Origin of the sequence: Streptomyces macrolidinus (genome assembly GCF_023887685.1) — a bacterium.
Classification (GTDB): Bacteria; Actinomycetota; Actinomycetes; order Streptomycetales; family Streptomycetaceae; genus Streptomyces; species Streptomyces macrolidinus.
Genome location: NZ_JAMWMR010000011.1, coordinates 1 through 12,941, shown reverse-complemented (window position 1 = coordinate 12,941; position 12,941 = coordinate 1). Strand labels below are relative to the sequence as shown.

Annotated in this window: 13 protein-coding genes and 1 pseudogene; 5 read left to right on the top strand and 9 right to left on the bottom strand. The window is 70.1% G+C overall.

Going from position 1 to position 12,941, the window contains the following annotated elements; translation table 11 throughout:
* Positions 1–3 precede the first annotated feature (3 nt).
* The 5 genes from NGF19_RS14720 to NGF19_RS14700 form a co-directional block, all read right to left on the bottom strand.
* Complete coding sequence (locus NGF19_RS14720) at positions 4–486, bottom strand: NUDIX domain-containing protein (RefSeq protein WP_252425334.1); 483 nt, start codon at positions 484–486, stop codon at positions 4–6.
* An 88-nt stretch (positions 487–574) separates the two neighbouring features.
* A complete protein-coding gene (locus NGF19_RS14715) occupies positions 575–1,480 on the bottom strand; it encodes a LysR family transcriptional regulator (RefSeq protein WP_252425333.1) in 906 nt (301 codons plus the stop codon).
* Between the two features lie 247 nt (positions 1,481–1,727).
* Positions 1,728–2,882: a cystathionine gamma-lyase gene (locus NGF19_RS14710; RefSeq protein WP_252425332.1), complete on the bottom strand. Its 1,155-nt coding sequence runs from the start codon at positions 2,880–2,882 to the stop codon at positions 1,728–1,730.
* Positions 2,879–3,370 (bottom strand): low molecular weight protein-tyrosine-phosphatase, encoded by a 492-nt coding sequence (locus NGF19_RS14705; protein WP_252425455.1) that lies wholly within the window; start codon positions 3,368–3,370, stop codon positions 2,879–2,881. Before NGF19_RS14705 ends, NGF19_RS14710 begins: the two co-directional genes overlap by 4 nt.
* 13 nt (positions 3,371–3,383) lie before the next feature.
* Positions 3,384–3,764, bottom strand: coding sequence for a phage holin family protein (locus NGF19_RS14700; protein WP_252425331.1), 381 nt, complete (start codon positions 3,762–3,764; stop codon positions 3,384–3,386).
* 57 nt (positions 3,765–3,821) lie between these two features.
* Between NGF19_RS14700 and NGF19_RS14695 the strand changes: the two genes are divergently transcribed.
* The 4 genes and pseudogenes from NGF19_RS14695 to NGF19_RS14680 all read left to right on the top strand — a co-directional run bounded on the left by NGF19_RS14695 (position 3,822) and on the right by NGF19_RS14680 (position 6,118).
* The gene (locus NGF19_RS14695; protein WP_252425330.1) at positions 3,822–4,139 is read left to right on the top strand and encodes a cupin domain-containing protein; all 318 of its coding nucleotides are present in this window, start codon (positions 3,822–3,824) and stop codon (positions 4,137–4,139) included.
* Positions 4,140–4,307: 168 nt separating this feature from the next.
* Complete coding sequence (locus tag NGF19_RS14690) at positions 4,308–4,520, top strand: DUF5326 family protein (protein WP_252425329.1); 213 nt, start codon at positions 4,308–4,310, stop codon at positions 4,518–4,520.
* A 248-nt stretch (positions 4,521–4,768) separates the two neighbouring features.
* Positions 4,769–5,101: pseudogene (locus NGF19_RS14685) on the top strand (helix-turn-helix domain-containing protein); the annotation flags it as partial.
* Between the two features lie 579 nt (positions 5,102–5,680).
* Positions 5,681–6,118, top strand: a complete 438-nt coding sequence (locus NGF19_RS14680; RefSeq protein WP_252425328.1) for an SsgA family sporulation/cell division regulator — start codon at positions 5,681–5,683, stop codon at positions 6,116–6,118.
* 60 nt (positions 6,119–6,178) lie between these two features.
* Here NGF19_RS14680 and NGF19_RS14675 read toward each other — a convergent pair whose 3' ends face one another.
* The 4 genes from NGF19_RS14675 to NGF19_RS14660 all read right to left on the bottom strand — a co-directional run bounded on the left by NGF19_RS14675 (position 6,179) and on the right by NGF19_RS14660 (position 11,331).
* Positions 6,179–7,609 carry a YibE/F family protein gene (locus NGF19_RS14675; protein ID WP_252425327.1) on the bottom strand — a complete coding sequence of 477 codons (1,431 nt, stop codon included), beginning with the start codon at positions 7,607–7,609 and terminating at the stop codon, positions 6,179–6,181.
* Between the two features lie 153 nt (positions 7,610–7,762).
* Positions 7,763–8,659 carry a hypothetical protein gene (locus NGF19_RS14670; RefSeq protein WP_252425326.1) on the bottom strand — a complete coding sequence of 299 codons (897 nt, stop codon included), beginning with the start codon at positions 8,657–8,659 and terminating at the stop codon, positions 7,763–7,765.
* A 193-nt stretch (positions 8,660–8,852) separates the two neighbouring features.
* Positions 8,853–9,947 carry a metallophosphoesterase gene (locus tag NGF19_RS14665; RefSeq protein WP_289734913.1) on the bottom strand — a complete coding sequence of 365 codons (1,095 nt, stop codon included), beginning with the start codon at positions 9,945–9,947 and terminating at the stop codon, positions 8,853–8,855.
* Between the two features lie 271 nt (positions 9,948–10,218).
* A complete protein-coding gene (locus NGF19_RS14660; RefSeq protein WP_252425324.1) occupies positions 10,219–11,331 on the bottom strand; it encodes a LacI family DNA-binding transcriptional regulator in 1,113 nt (370 codons plus the stop codon).
* Between the two features lie 382 nt (positions 11,332–11,713).
* Between NGF19_RS14660 and hisC the strand changes: the two genes are divergently transcribed.
* Positions 11,714–12,793 carry a histidinol-phosphate transaminase gene (gene hisC / locus NGF19_RS14655; protein ID WP_252425323.1) on the top strand — a complete coding sequence of 360 codons (1,080 nt, stop codon included), beginning with the start codon at positions 11,714–11,716 and terminating at the stop codon, positions 12,791–12,793.
* The last annotated feature ends 148 nt before the right edge of the window (positions 12,794–12,941 follow it).

Below are 12,941 nucleotides of genomic sequence, written 5' to 3'. Positions count from 1 at the left end.
GTATCAGCCCAGGTCAGGCGCGTGCATGGCCCGTACGCCCTCGATGTTTCCGTCGAGGTAGTGCCGCAGCGACAGCGGGACGAGATGGACGGAGGCGATGCCCACCCGGGTGAAGGGCACCCGCACGATCTCGTAGGTGCCGGCGGGCTGTTCCACCTCCGGGCCGTGCCGCAGATGCGCGTCCATGGACTCGAGGTGGCAGACGAAGAAGTGCTGGACCTTCACACCGGTCGCGCCACCGTCTTCGCCGATGTGCTCGACGGTGTCGACGAAGCAGGGCACCACATCGGTGATCTTGGCGCCGAGTTCCTCGTGCACCTCACGGTGGAGTGCGTCGATGACGGTCGTGTCCGACGGCTCGACCCCACCTCCCGGTGTGACCCAGTAGGGATCGACGCCTGGCTTGGTCCGCTTGATCAGAATCAGGTCGTCGCCATCGAGCAGGATGGCGCGGGCGGTGCGCTTGACCACAGGGCGAACGGTCATGGGTGAAATGTGGCCCAGCATGTTCCACGTGAAACATCGCGTGCCTCACCAGGGTGCCGAACCCGGGCGGACCCCGGGCAGTTGCCGATCAACTCCAGTGCGCTGCGGCCCGGAGCAACCACTCGTGCGCCCGCGCGATGTGCGGCATGGCCATCGTGCCGGTGCGGACCACGAGGAAGTACGTCCTCAGCGGGGGCACCGCCGGTTCATGGAGGGCCACCACATCGCCTCGCTCCAGCGCGGGGGCGCAGAGATAGCGCGGCAGTACGGCGAGGCCCGCGCCGGTGGCGGCACAGGCGAGGACCGCACGCAGATCAGGGACGACGACGGTGCCGGAGGCGGCCGGACGGGAGTCGAAGACGGACGCCCAGTAGCGGGCGACGAACGGCAGTGACTCATGCACCTCGACCACGGGGAAGTCCTCGAGCACCCGCGCGCTCATACGGCGCAGTTCGCCGGGGTCCAGGCAGGAGGTCCAGCGTGGGGAGGCGACCAGGACGTGCTCCTCGTCGCAGAGCGGGGTCGCGGTGAGCAGGGCTCCGCGCGGCCGGGCCGTGGTGATGGCCAGGTCATGGTGCCCGGCGGCGAGCCCTTCCAGTGCTTCGTCGGCGTTCCCGAAAGAGGCGCGCAGGGCAAGCCCCTGGCCGTCGTCGCCGGTCAGCTCCGCAAGTGCCGGCAGGGCGCGTTCGGCGGTGAATTCGGGCGGGCCCGCGAGATGGAGGGTGCGCGGCGTCGCATGCTCGTCCAGCTCCGCCTCGGCGATCTCCACGAGGGCGTCCAGATGCGGCGCCGCCTTGTGCGCGAGTTCGTCGCCGATGGTCGTGGGGGTCACTCCGCGGGCCCGGCGCAGGAAGAGAGGGCGGCCCAACTGCCGCTCCAGGGTACGGATCTGGGAGGTGACGGCCGGCTGCGAGAGGCCGAGCAGCGCCGCGGCGCGGGTGAAGGAGCCGGCTCGGTGCACGGTCACAAAGGTGCGCAGCAGGGCCACATCCATGGTGCCCCTCCCCTCCCCGCACCTTCGGCCGCGCTCAACTATAAATAAGTCGATAGGTCTCTGTCGCTACTGTGATTGGACACTGACACAGAGTCAACTAGCCTTGGTCGCACGGTTCTTCGCGCGCAGAACCGGGACGGTCCGAGCCACGAGGGGGGAGGCTCGGACCGTCTGCTGTGCGGAGAAGGGCTCCCAGGGCGCAGGACCCGCCCCGTCGAAGGGCACCTTCCTGCAGCGGCGGTGCGCCTCAGAGCGTGGCCGACTCGTCCAGCGCCCGCAGCACATCGGCGACCAGGTCCTCGGGGTCCTCGGCGCCCGCCGAGAGACGGACGAAGCCTTCCGGCACCGCGTCGCCGCCCCAGCGTCCCCGCCGCTCGGCGGTGGACCGGACGCCTCCGAAGCTGGTCGCGTCGTCGACGATGCGCAGCGCCTCGAGGAAGCGGTCGGCACGCGCGCGTGTGGGCAACGTGAACGACACCACGCAGCCGAAGCGGCGCATCTGGCGCGCGGCGATCTCGTGGGAGGGGTCCTCGGGCAGGCCCGGATACCGCAGCCCGCTCACCTCGGACCGGCCGCGCAACGCCTCGGCGACCGCGAGCGCGTTGGCGGTCTGCCGGTCGGCACGCAACTGGAGCGTGGCCAGGGAACGATGCGCGAGCCAGGCCTCCATGGGCCCCGGGACCGCCCCGACGATCTTGCGCCAGCGGCGTACGGCGGCCATCGGCCCGGCGTTTCGGCCCACCACGTAGCCGAGCAGGAGGTCGCCGTGCCCGGTGAGCATCTTGGTGCCGCTGGCCACGGAGAAGTCGGCGCCCAGATCCAGCGGCCGTTGACCGAGCGGGGTCGCCAGGGTGTTGTCGACGGCTACCAGGGTGCCCTGTGCGTGCGCCGCCGCGACGAGCCGCCGAACGTCGCAGACGTCCAGGCCGGGGTTCGAGGGGGTCTCGATCCACAGCAGCTTCGCGCCGTCGAGGACGCCGAGCTGGGCGTCGGCCCCCGTCGGCGCGGTGCGTACCTCGATGCCGTACGCGGTCAGTTGCTCGCGGACCAGGGGCAGTACCTGGTAGCCGTCGGCGGGCAGCACCGCGATGTCGCCGGCGCGGAGCTGGGAGAAGAGGACCGCCGAGATCGCCGCCATGCCGGAGGCGAAGGCGAGCGTTTCGACGCCGTCCCGGCCGGGCGCCTCGAGCTCGCCGATGGCCTGCTCCAGACGGGTCCAGGTGGGGTTCTCGTCCCGCCCGTAGGTGTACGGACCTGTCGGCTCGCCCGGCAGGTGGTAGTGGGCGGCGAAGACGGGCCCCGGGAGCGTCGGCTCGTACTTGACCGGCTCGGGCAGCCCCGCCCGCACCGCGCGCGTACCGTCACCCGGCGCGCCGGAGGTGTCGAAGTCCGGTGCCGTCATGCGGTCCCTCCCTCCATGTGTTCTCTCACCGCGGCGAGCAGGCCCGTACTGGCCGCCTCCACCATCTCGAGGCATTCCTCGAAGCCGTCCGTCTCTCCGTGATACGGGTCGGGGACGTCGAGGTCCTCGTGCGCGGCGGGATCGTACGAGCGCAGGAGCCGGACCTTCGCCGCGTCCTCCGGACCGGGTGCCAGGCGGCGCAGGGCCTTGAGATGGCCGGAGTCGAGGGCGATCACCAGGTCGAGACGGGAGAACCACGCGGGATCGAACTGCCGCGCGGTGTGCTCGCCGGCGTAACCGTTCGCCTCGAGGACGGCGACGGTCCGCGGATCCGCGCCCTCTCCCGCGTGCCAGCCGTCCGTACCGGCGCTGTCGACCTCGACCAGACCGTCGAGACCGGCCTCCTCGATACGCGCGCGGAAGACGGACTCGGCCATCGGGGAGCGGCAGATGTTGCCGGTGCAGACGAAGCAGATACGCCAGGACATACGGCTCACCCGATCAATCCTTGCCGTCCGGCAGGGCCATGTTCAGCGCCCAGGAGACGATCGAGACGATCAGGGCACCCATCACGGCGGTCCCGAAGCCCGAGACATGGAAGCTCAGATCCAGCTTGCCCGCGATCCACGAGGTGAGCAGCAGCATCAGGGCGTTGATGACCAGGGTTATCAGGCCGAGCGTCAGGATGAGCAGCGGGAAGGCCAGCACCTGGAGGACCGGTTTGACCAGGAAGTTCACCAGGCCGAAGAGCAGCGCGACGACGAGCAGCGTGCCGACCTTCTTACCGGTGCTGGAACCTGTCAGGGAGATCTTGTCGAGCAGCCCGACGGCTACGGCCAGGGCCCCGGCGTTGGCGATCGTCTTGACTACGAATTGCTTCATGTGTCTGATCGTGGCAGACGGGGGCGGCAGCGAGCGAGCAAGGGCGGAACAAGGACGATGAAGGCATTCCGACTGGACGAACTGGACGCGGAGCGCGCCGCCCATGACGGCGCCTACCTTCAGTTCCTACGGGAGCGGAACATGTCGGTGGGCCTGTACGCACTCGACGCGGGCGCCTTGGACCCCCAACAGCCCCACCGCCAGGACGAGGTGTACTTCGTCGTGAGCGGCCGGGCCGCGATCACCGTCGGTACGGAGACCACCCAGGTCGCGCGGGGCAGCGTCGTCTATGTGCCCGCCGGGGTCGCCCACAAGTTCCACCACATCACCGAGGATCTGCGCGTGTTGGTGGTGTTCTCTCCGCCCGAGAGCTGAGGCCCGTCTCGGGGTTCCCTAGGGGGACGATCAGGGGAGGACAAGGGATGCGGAGCGCCCCGTCCGCCCCCTGGCGCCCCTAGCATCGAAGGCAGGACACCGAAGAGCCCGGAAGCGGAGCCCCCGAACAGGACGCGGGGCGGCGGGCGGAGAGACAAGGACAAGGCGATGCGAGAGATCTTCGCGAGTTTGCCGTGGTGGGTGAAGTGGATCGCGGTGCCGGTCATCGCTCTGGTCGTGTTCGGCAGCGTGATAGCGAGCGTCGTCGGCTTCGTCATCGCGCTCCTCTTCAAGGTGCTGCTCTTCGTCGCGCTGGTCGGCGGACTGATCTACGTCGTACGGAAGTTCATGTCGAACTCCTCGTCACGCGGTGACTGGTGAGCCGCTCGGAGTGCGCCGCGCCGTCGTCGCGCGGGCGGGGAACGGCGCGTCAGGGGCGAGCGGTGACGGCCGGTCGATAACGGGGCGGCGAGGTTCGCTCGGCCGAGGGAAGTTTTCCCCTGAGGGCCATCGCTGGGTGGCGGTGGACCGTTAGAGTCCGAGTTCGGCGCGCGGCCGGCGCCGCGCGTGGCGCATCCACCTCCCGTGTCCCCGCACGGGCGGCCCTCCTCGCGCTTCGGGAGTGATCCTTGGCCACGGCCCGCCCCGCACCCCCAGTTCCCCCCGCCCCGCCCGCACAGCGGCGCACCTCATCGGCGGAGGCCTGCCTCCCGCGCGTGCAGCCGCACTCCACCACGCTCATCGGATCCGTGCAGCGGGCGATGAGGCTGCTGGAGGCCGTCGCCGACCACGCGTACGGGGCGCCCGCCAAGCAACTGGCCCGCGAGGTCGGCTTGGCGCTTCCCACGGCGTACCACCTGCTGCGCACCCTGACCCATGACGGCTATCTGCGCCGCGAGAAGGGCCTGTTCTTCCTCGGCGAGGCAGCCGAGCGGCTGAGCAGCGACGCGGTCCGGCAGAAGACGTCCCAGCGTGAGGGATGACGCCTTGCCTGGATGTCTTGCATGGATGCCTTGCCTGAAGGGTGACGCCCTCTGACGTCGTCGCACGCCTTCGCATGCCCTCGCACAATGGCGTGATCCGATCGCCTCCGCTGCCCCACATGGTCTACTGCTTCTCCTGCGGAGCGGGAGCGAGATCCGCGGCGTCGCCGACTTCCCGGGCGGCCCGACGCGGCCGAGCGGCCCGGGTTCGGCGGGGCACGTTTCTGCGAGCGGCCCGTGCCTACGGTCCCGGCCCGGCGAAGCGATCGGATCCGGCCGGGGCCCTGTCGACCGTTACCCCGTTCGGGCGATACCCCCTATGCGGTACGTGACGTGGCCGTCATGATGGGTGTCTGTCCGCCCGCGTACCAGGCCAACGACCGCTGCTCGGCGCAGGTGGGGCGCAGGGGGAGGCCGGGAAGGCCTCGAGGGCGCGCGCCTTCTCTATCAGCATCTGAAAACTCACGCCTTGTGATCTGCTGTGCACTTTCAGCAAACTTCCAGCAGGTGTCAGGGGGACGATTCCTGGCCAGTCGACGGCAACTGACGGGGTAGGCGATGCGTGAGTCGGTACAGGCAGAGGTCATGATGAGCTTTCTCGTCTCGGACGAGCTTTCGTTCCGTATCCCGGTGGAACTGCGGTACGAGACATGTGATCCCTATGCCGTGCGGCTGACCTTTCACCTTCCCGGTGATGCGCCCGTGACCTGGGCGTTCGGGCGTGAGCTGCTGGTCGACGGGGTGGGTCGGCCGTGCGGTATCGGAGATGTGCACATCGCGCCCGCCGAACCGGACTCCTTCGGCGATGTGCTGATCCGGCTTCAGGTGGGCGCCGACCAGGCCCTGTTCCGGTCGGGCGCGGTGCCGCTCGTGGCGTTCCTCGACCGTACGGACAAGCTCGTACCACTGGGGCAGGAAGGATCTCTCTCCGGCTTCGACGCCCGTCTGGACGAGGTCCTGGACCGGATCCTGGCGGAGGAGCAGAGCGCGGGCTGAGGGCGATCCTGGCGCCGTAACGGTTCGCCTCCCGCGGTCCGTCGCGCGGTGCGGGCCGCTTCAGCGCTTGCGGCGGCGCCTCTTCCCGCCGCGTGCCGGTGCCGGAGCAGCGGCGGTCACTGCGGGGCGGTCGGCCGAGACCACGAGGGCGGCCAGCGCCGTCGTGACCGGCACAGAGGCGACGAGCCCGATCGAGCCGACGAGGGTGCGTACGACCTCCTCGGCGACCAACTCGCTGGTGGCGACCGTGGTGACGCTGCTCTGGGCGATCGAGAAGAGCAGCAGCAGGGGCAGCGCCGCGCCCGCGTAGGCCAGGACGAGCGTGTTGACGACCGAGGCGATGTGGTCACGGCCGATGCGGATGCCCGCCCGGTACAGACCGCGCCAGCCCATCGACGGATTCGCCTCGTGCAGCTCCCAGACGGCCGAGGTCTGGGTCACCGTCACATCGTCGAGCACACCGAGCGAACCGATGATGACACCGGCCAGCAGCAGACCGCTCATGTCGATGTGCGGATACAGCCCATGGATCAGGCCCGTGTTGTCGTCCGTGTTGCCGGTCAGCGCGGCCCAGCCCATGAACAGCGATCCCAGGACGCCGATCAGGGACAGTGAGATGAGCGTGCCCAGGACCGCCACGGAGGTGCGCGCCGAGAGGCCGTGGCACAGGTAGAGGGCGATCAGCATGATGGCGCTCGCGCCGATCACCGCCACGAGCAGGGGATTCGAGCCCTGGAGGATCGCGGGCAGGATGAAGAGGCTCAGGATCAGGAAGCTGACCGTCAGCGCGATCAGCGCCATGACGCCGCGCATGCGTCCCACGACGACCACGGCGACGGCGAAGATCCCGGCGAGCAGCGCCATGGGGAACGAGCGGTTCACATCGGTCACCGAGTACTGCAAGTCCCTGGGCGCGGAGGGTTCGTACGCGACCACGACCTTCTCGCCCTGGTGCAACTGCCGTGACTGGTCCGGCCGGACGATCTCCGTGAACGTACGGCCCTTGCCCGTGCCGGTGTCGACGCGAATCGTCGCCTTCTTGCAGTCCCCGGCTTGCTGTCGGGTCGGGGCGCCCTCGGTGGTGGAGGTGCCGCCGGAGCCGGACGCGGGGTCGGTTCCGGGGGCCGTGTTCGCGGACGCGCAGGGCATGTCCGTGACGGTGGTGACGGTGGCCTGCTGGGTCTGCCGGTCGAAGCCGACGCCGCTGCGCGGGTGCGTGGGCAGGCCGTCGGGCCAGAGCACGGCGAGTCCGACGACGACCGCCGCGGTGAACGGGACGAGGACCGCGGCGATGAGGCGGCGCAGATGCCGTGACACAGGGGCGGCAGGGCCATGGCTGTGGGAGTGGCCGTGCCCGCCGCCCGGTCCATGGGCACGGCCGTCCCCCGAGCCGTGCCCCTCACCGGAGTCATGACGGTGTGGTCGGCCCGGACCAGGGACCGGAGACGGCTCGGCGGGCGGGAAGGGCGGCGGATGCTGCGGCGCGGTCATCGCCCGATCATTGCAAGAACGCGCGGCCCCGGACGGTCCGGCCCGCGCGCGCCGGACGCACGCGCGCCTGTGCCGGACGTACGCGCGCCCGTGCGGACGTACCGGTACCGCCCTCGGCGGCGGCACCGGCGAAGGGCGGATGGACGACGTCCGTCACTCCGGCCGGTGTTCCGGCCCCCCGAAGTCCGGGCTCGTGAAGTCCGGGCTGCTGAAGCGGGGGCGCGGGCCAGAGGCGGGGCCGTTCTCCGGGCTGCTGAAGCCCGGCCGGTCGTAGCCGAGGTGCGGCATACGGCTGGAGGTCGGTTCCGGCTCCTTCCGGCTCGTCACGGTCGTGTCCGGGACGACGAGGGCGCGGCGGAGGAACGGCAGGATGCCGCGCTCCCGCAGCGCCTCGTGCCAGGCCTCCCTGGCCCGGGCCACCTCCGCCGCCAACGCCTCCCGGGCCGCGGCCTCCTCGGTGGCGGAGCCGTGGCGCAGCGCGGTCAGCAGCAGTCCTGTCGCGGCGACCAGCATCGCCGCCGCGGTCACCGCGCCGAAGACCCACCCGGTGGTCAGGAGGGTCCGGACGAAGGCCTCGTCGGGATAGACCATCTTGAGGAGGTAGCCCACGAGCAGGAAGATCGCCGCGGCGGCGCCGGCGAGGACGGGGGCGAGCACCGTGACGACGGCACCGGCTCCGGCACTCGCCGCGGCCTCTCCCACCGAAGCGGCGAGCCCTGGACCATCCGGCTCCGAGGCCGAGTTCGGGCTCGGAGCCGGAGCCGGTTCAGAAGAGTCGGCGGCACTCTCCTTGACGCTCGGGGCGGACGGCGCAGGCCGCCGCAGTTCCTCGCGGACCTCCACGTAGTGCTGGTATTCGGTGGCCGCCGCCGCGGTGATCAGGGCGGTGGCGTCCAGCGCCATGGTGCGGAGCTGGTCGAAGGTGAGTCGCTGTCCGGCAACGGTCGGTTCAGGGCGGTGTGCTGCGGAGCGCAGCGCCTCATCGAGGATCCGCTCGTAGTCCTGGCGGTCCTCGCTCAGCAGGTGCTGCGGAACGCTGTTCATGTGCATCCCCCGATGCTCCGTAGGGCTTGGGGCTCGGCATGCTGACGAGCCGTCGGGCAGAAACGGAGGGGAGCCTGCTACGGATAAGCAGATGGTAGAGCGGTGACGCCATAGGGTGACAGGGGGTTTCCGGAAATTGCCCCGGCCGTCACCGTTCTCCGGCAGCCGTCACTCCGGGGAATTCCCTGCTTGTGAACGCTCAGCCGCGCAGCGGAAGTTGCTGGACCAGCAGCTTTCCGTTCATGGTCACGCCGCCGTCCATCGCGATCGCCAGTCCGTCCGCGTAGACATGTGGACCCTCGACCACCGGACCCGTGTCGTCCTCGCCGTCCTCCGAACCGACCTGGCCCAGCAGATAGGGGATGGGGCTGTGGCCGTGGACGATGCGTGTACCGCCGTAGGTGTCCAGCAGGGACCGTACGGCGTCGGCGCCGCCCTCGTCGCGGAAGGAGAAGCGCTTGGTGAGCTTGCGGAACAGGTCCCAGACCTCGTCCGGGTCATTACGCGTGAGTGTCTCGCGGATGGTGTCGTTGACCGCTTCGATGGAGTCGCCGTAGTCGAGGTAGGCGGTGGTGTCCGAGTGCACCAGCAGATACGTGTCGACCTTCTCGACGGCGTCCAGGCGGGCCATCCACTGCAGATGGTGGTCCTGGAGCCGGTCCATGTCGCTCTTCTGGCCGCCGTTGAGCAGCCAGGCCGCCTGGAACGTGGCCGTGCCCGCACCGGAGTTGACGGGGGTGTCGCCGAACCGCTTGGCGCCCAGCAGCAGTAGCTCGTGGTTGCCCAGGAGCGCCTTGCAGTAGCCGCCGGCCGCGGCGGCCTCCGCGGACAGCCGCATCACCAGGTCGATGACGCCGATGCCGTCGGGCCCGCGGTCGGTGAAGTCGCCCAGGAACCACAGCCGCGCCGTGCCCGCGGACCAGTTCCCCGCGGCGTCGATGAGCCCCTTCTCCTGGAGCGCCGAGACCAACTCGTCGAGATAGCCGTGGACATCCCCGACGACGAACAGCGGACCGGGCCCGTCGGAGGTCTGCGGGGCGGGTACGGGCACCGGGTCGACGGTCACCTGGAGCGTGTCACCACGGTTGATCACCGGCAGATCGCGCTCGGTGGGCGTGTACTCGTCGGAGTACCCGCGGGCGAACGACTTCTGCGCGGCCACGGGTTCGGCGGCCTCGCCCGGGGACGTGCTCTGTGTGTACGGACCGGCCTGGTGGACATACGCGGGCACCCGGAAGTCACGCACCGTCGCCGTACGCTCCACCTCGGGTCCCTGACCGGCCCCCTGAGTCATCGACCCCTCCACCATCGCGCCGCATCCGCACCGCATCGGACTGCCTGTGCACCGCATCGGACTGCCTGGTCGCAGCGGCCCGCGGTGTCGTGGGCCCATCATAGGAATGCGGATCGCGCCGTGTGATGACCCAGGGGTGGTGAATCGGGGACGGACCAGGGTCCACCGCGGCATTCGCCCCGATTGGGCAGGGCTTTCACCGTCGGGACACCGGCCGTCGTTCCCGGGCGTGTGCGGGTGACCTGTGTGTCCCCCGCGGGTCATCGCCGGCCTATCCCTTCTCCGGCGACCGGGGCGGGCTGATCGTCGTACGGGGCGGACGCCGCTCGGACGACGTACGCACGATCAGCTCCGTCGGTATCACCCGCTCGATGGGCTGTTCGGTCTCGACACCCTCGATGGCGTCGATGAGGAGTTGCACCACCGCCGTACCGATCCGACGCGGCTTGAGGGAGAGCGTGGTGACGGGCGGTTCGGTGTTGGCGTACACGGTGGACTCGCTGCAGCAGACGAGCAGCAGGTCGTCGGGCACGCGCAGGCCGTAGCGGCGGGCGGCGGCCAGCAGGTCCGTGCCGTTCGGGTCGAAGAGTCCGTAGACCGCGTCGGGGCGGTCGGGGCGGGCCAGCAGTCGGTCGGCGGCGACGGCGCCCGCGCACGGGTCGTGGGCCGGGTAGGCCTCGTAGACGGGGTCCTGCCCGACGCGCTCGCACCACCTCAGGTACGCGGTCGTGGACAGGTGGGTGTACGTGTCCGTCGTGGTGCCGGTCAGCAGCCCGATCCGGCGGGCGCCCGCCTCGGCCAGATGGTCGAGGATGCCGAGGACCGCGGCCTCGTGGTCGTTGTCCACCCATGCGGTGACGGGGAGGGCGCCTGCCGGGCGGCCGTCGGAGACGACCGGTAACCCTTGGCGCACCAGCTCGCTGACCACGGGGTCCTGGTCGGACGGGTCGATGACGACCGTGCCGTCCAGGGCGACGTTCGACCACACGTCGTGGCGCGAGGTCGCGGGCAGGATGACCAGGGCGTAGCCGCGGGCGAGCGCGGCCGAGGTGGCGGCTCTGGCCATCTCCGCGAAGTACGCGAACTCCGTGAAGGTGAAAGGTTCATCCCCGTAGGTCGTCACGGTCAGGCCGATGAGGCCCGACTTGCCGGTACGGAGCGTGCGGGCCGCGGCCGAGGGGCGGTAGCCCAGCCGTTCGGCGACCTCGCGGACATGGCGTCGGGTGGCGTCCGGCAGCCGGCCCTTGCCGTTGAGGGCGTCGGAGACGGTCGTGATGGAGACCCCGGCGGCAGCCGCCACGTCTCTGATGCCCGCTCGGCCCGGCCGGTTGCCTCGGCGGGAGGTCTCCGCCTGGCTCACCTGGTGCTTCCCTGCTGCTGTCATGGCGAGCCGATAGTAGGGCGCATACGGTGGCGGGGCGCGGACGCATATGCACCCCTCGGCAGGCACGTTTCTGCATGGTCAACAAGCATCAAATGCGGTGAATAGCAGGGGAATTGAACGTCACCACATCCGTACGTGATGTGTCGGTGCGCATGCGCCCGCCCAGGCGCCGGGATGCCGACGCGGTCTCAACTCACCTTCACGAGGGATGCGCGCCACGGCGTGAGCCACCCGCGCGCGCGGCGAGCGGCAATGCGCCCCTGGCGTGCCGGTGCGGAGCCGGTTGTCCACAGCCCATTCGCAGCGGCGCCGAATCCTCATAAGGTGAGAAGCATTGGAAGCCGGTGGCGGCCATGAGCCGGCGCGTGTGAGGAGGACTGCGGTGAGCGAGACGAGCCCGAGGCTGCGTACCGAGCTGGAGGGTATCCCCACTTACAAGCCCGGCAAGCCTGCGGCGGCCGGCGGACCGGTGGCCTACAAGCTGTCCTCGAACGAGAACCCGTACCCACCGCTGCCGGGCGTGATGGAGAGCGTGACGGCGGCGGCCCTGTCGTTCAACCGCTACCCGGACATGGCGTGCACGGGGCTGATGTGCGAGCTGGCGGAGCGCTTCGGAGTACCCGAGTCGCATATCGCCACGGGCACGGGCTCGGTCGGTGTCGCCCAGCAGTTGGTGCAGGCCACGAGTGGTCCGGGCGACGAGGTGATCTACGCCTGGCGGTCCTTCGAGGCGTACCCGATCATCACGCAGGTCAGTGGTGCGACATCGGTGCAGGTGCCGTTGACCCCCGGTGATGTGCACGACCTGGACGCGATGGCGGACGCGATCACCGACCGGACGCGGCTGATCTTCGTCTGCAACCCCAACAACCCGACCGGCACCGTGGTGCGCCGGGCCGAGTTGGAGCGCTTCCTCGACCGGGTGCCCCGTGATGTGCTGGTCGTGCTCGACGAGGCGTACCGGGAGTTCATCCGTGATATCGAGGTGCCGGACGGCGTGGAGTTGTACCGCGAGCGTCCGAACGTCTGCGTGCTGCGCACGTTCTCCAAGGCGTACGGCCTCGCCGGGCTGCGGGTCGGCTTCGCGATAGCCCATGAGCCGGTGGCCGCGGCGTTGCGCAAGACGGCAGTGCCTTTCGGCGTCAGCCAGTTGGCCCAGGAGGCGGCGATCGCCTCGCTGCGCGCGGAGGACGAACTGCTCGGCCGGGTCGGTTCGCTGGTGTGCGAGCGCACGCGTGTGCTCGAGGCGCTGCGTGCCCAGGGCTGGACGGTGCCCGAGACGCAGGCGAACTTCGTGTGGTTGCGGCTGGGGGAGCGCACGACCGACTTCGCGGCGGCCTGTGAACAGGCCGGTGTGGTCGTGCGGCCCTTCGCGGGCGAAGGAGTGCGCGTGACGATCGGCGAGACCGAGGCGAACGACATCTTCATGAAGGTGGCGGAGGACTTCCACCGGGATCTCTAGAGATCGCCAGGGATCGCTCGGGGGTCGCCCGAGGGATCCGCGCGGATCGCTTGTACCGCCCCCAAGATCTTCAGCTCGCGTTGCTGATCTTGGGGGCGGAGTCATGTCCAGGACCGCGTGAGTCATGTCGGGACCGATGGCCGCACTT

Coding starts and splice junctions, on each gene's coding strand:
- NGF19_RS14675 (WP_252425327.1), bottom strand. CDS start 7,609: ATGACCGCGCCGCAGCATCCGCCGCCCTTCCCGCCCGCCGAGCCGTCT.
- NGF19_RS14705 (WP_252425455.1), bottom strand. CDS start 3,370: ATGTCCTGGCGTATCTGCTTCGTCTGCACCGGCAACATCTGCCGCTCC.
- NGF19_RS14665 (WP_289734913.1), bottom strand. CDS start 9,947: ATGACTCAGGGGGCCGGTCAGGGACCCGAGGTGGAGCGTACGGCGACG.
- NGF19_RS14710 (WP_252425332.1), bottom strand. CDS start 2,882: ATGACGGCACCGGACTTCGACACCTCCGGCGCGCCGGGTGACGGTACG.
- NGF19_RS14720 (WP_252425334.1), bottom strand. CDS start 486: ATGACCGTTCGCCCTGTGGTCAAGCGCACCGCCCGCGCCATCCTGCTC.
- NGF19_RS14660 (WP_252425324.1), bottom strand. CDS start 11,331: ATGACAGCAGCAGGGAAGCACCAGGTGAGCCAGGCGGAGACCTCCCGC.
- NGF19_RS14700 (WP_252425331.1), bottom strand. CDS start 3,764: ATGAAGCAATTCGTAGTCAAGACGATCGCCAACGCCGGGGCCCTGGCC.
- NGF19_RS14670 (WP_252425326.1), bottom strand. CDS start 8,659: ATGCACATGAACAGCGTTCCGCAGCACCTGCTGAGCGAGGACCGCCAG.
- NGF19_RS14690 (WP_252425329.1), top strand. CDS start 4,308: ATGCGAGAGATCTTCGCGAGTTTGCCGTGGTGGGTGAAGTGGATCGCG.
- NGF19_RS14680 (WP_252425328.1), top strand. CDS start 5,681: ATGCGTGAGTCGGTACAGGCAGAGGTCATGATGAGCTTTCTCGTCTCG.
- NGF19_RS14695 (WP_252425330.1), top strand. CDS start 3,822: ATGAAGGCATTCCGACTGGACGAACTGGACGCGGAGCGCGCCGCCCAT.
- NGF19_RS14715 (WP_252425333.1), bottom strand. CDS start 1,480: ATGGATGTGGCCCTGCTGCGCACCTTTGTGACCGTGCACCGAGCCGGC.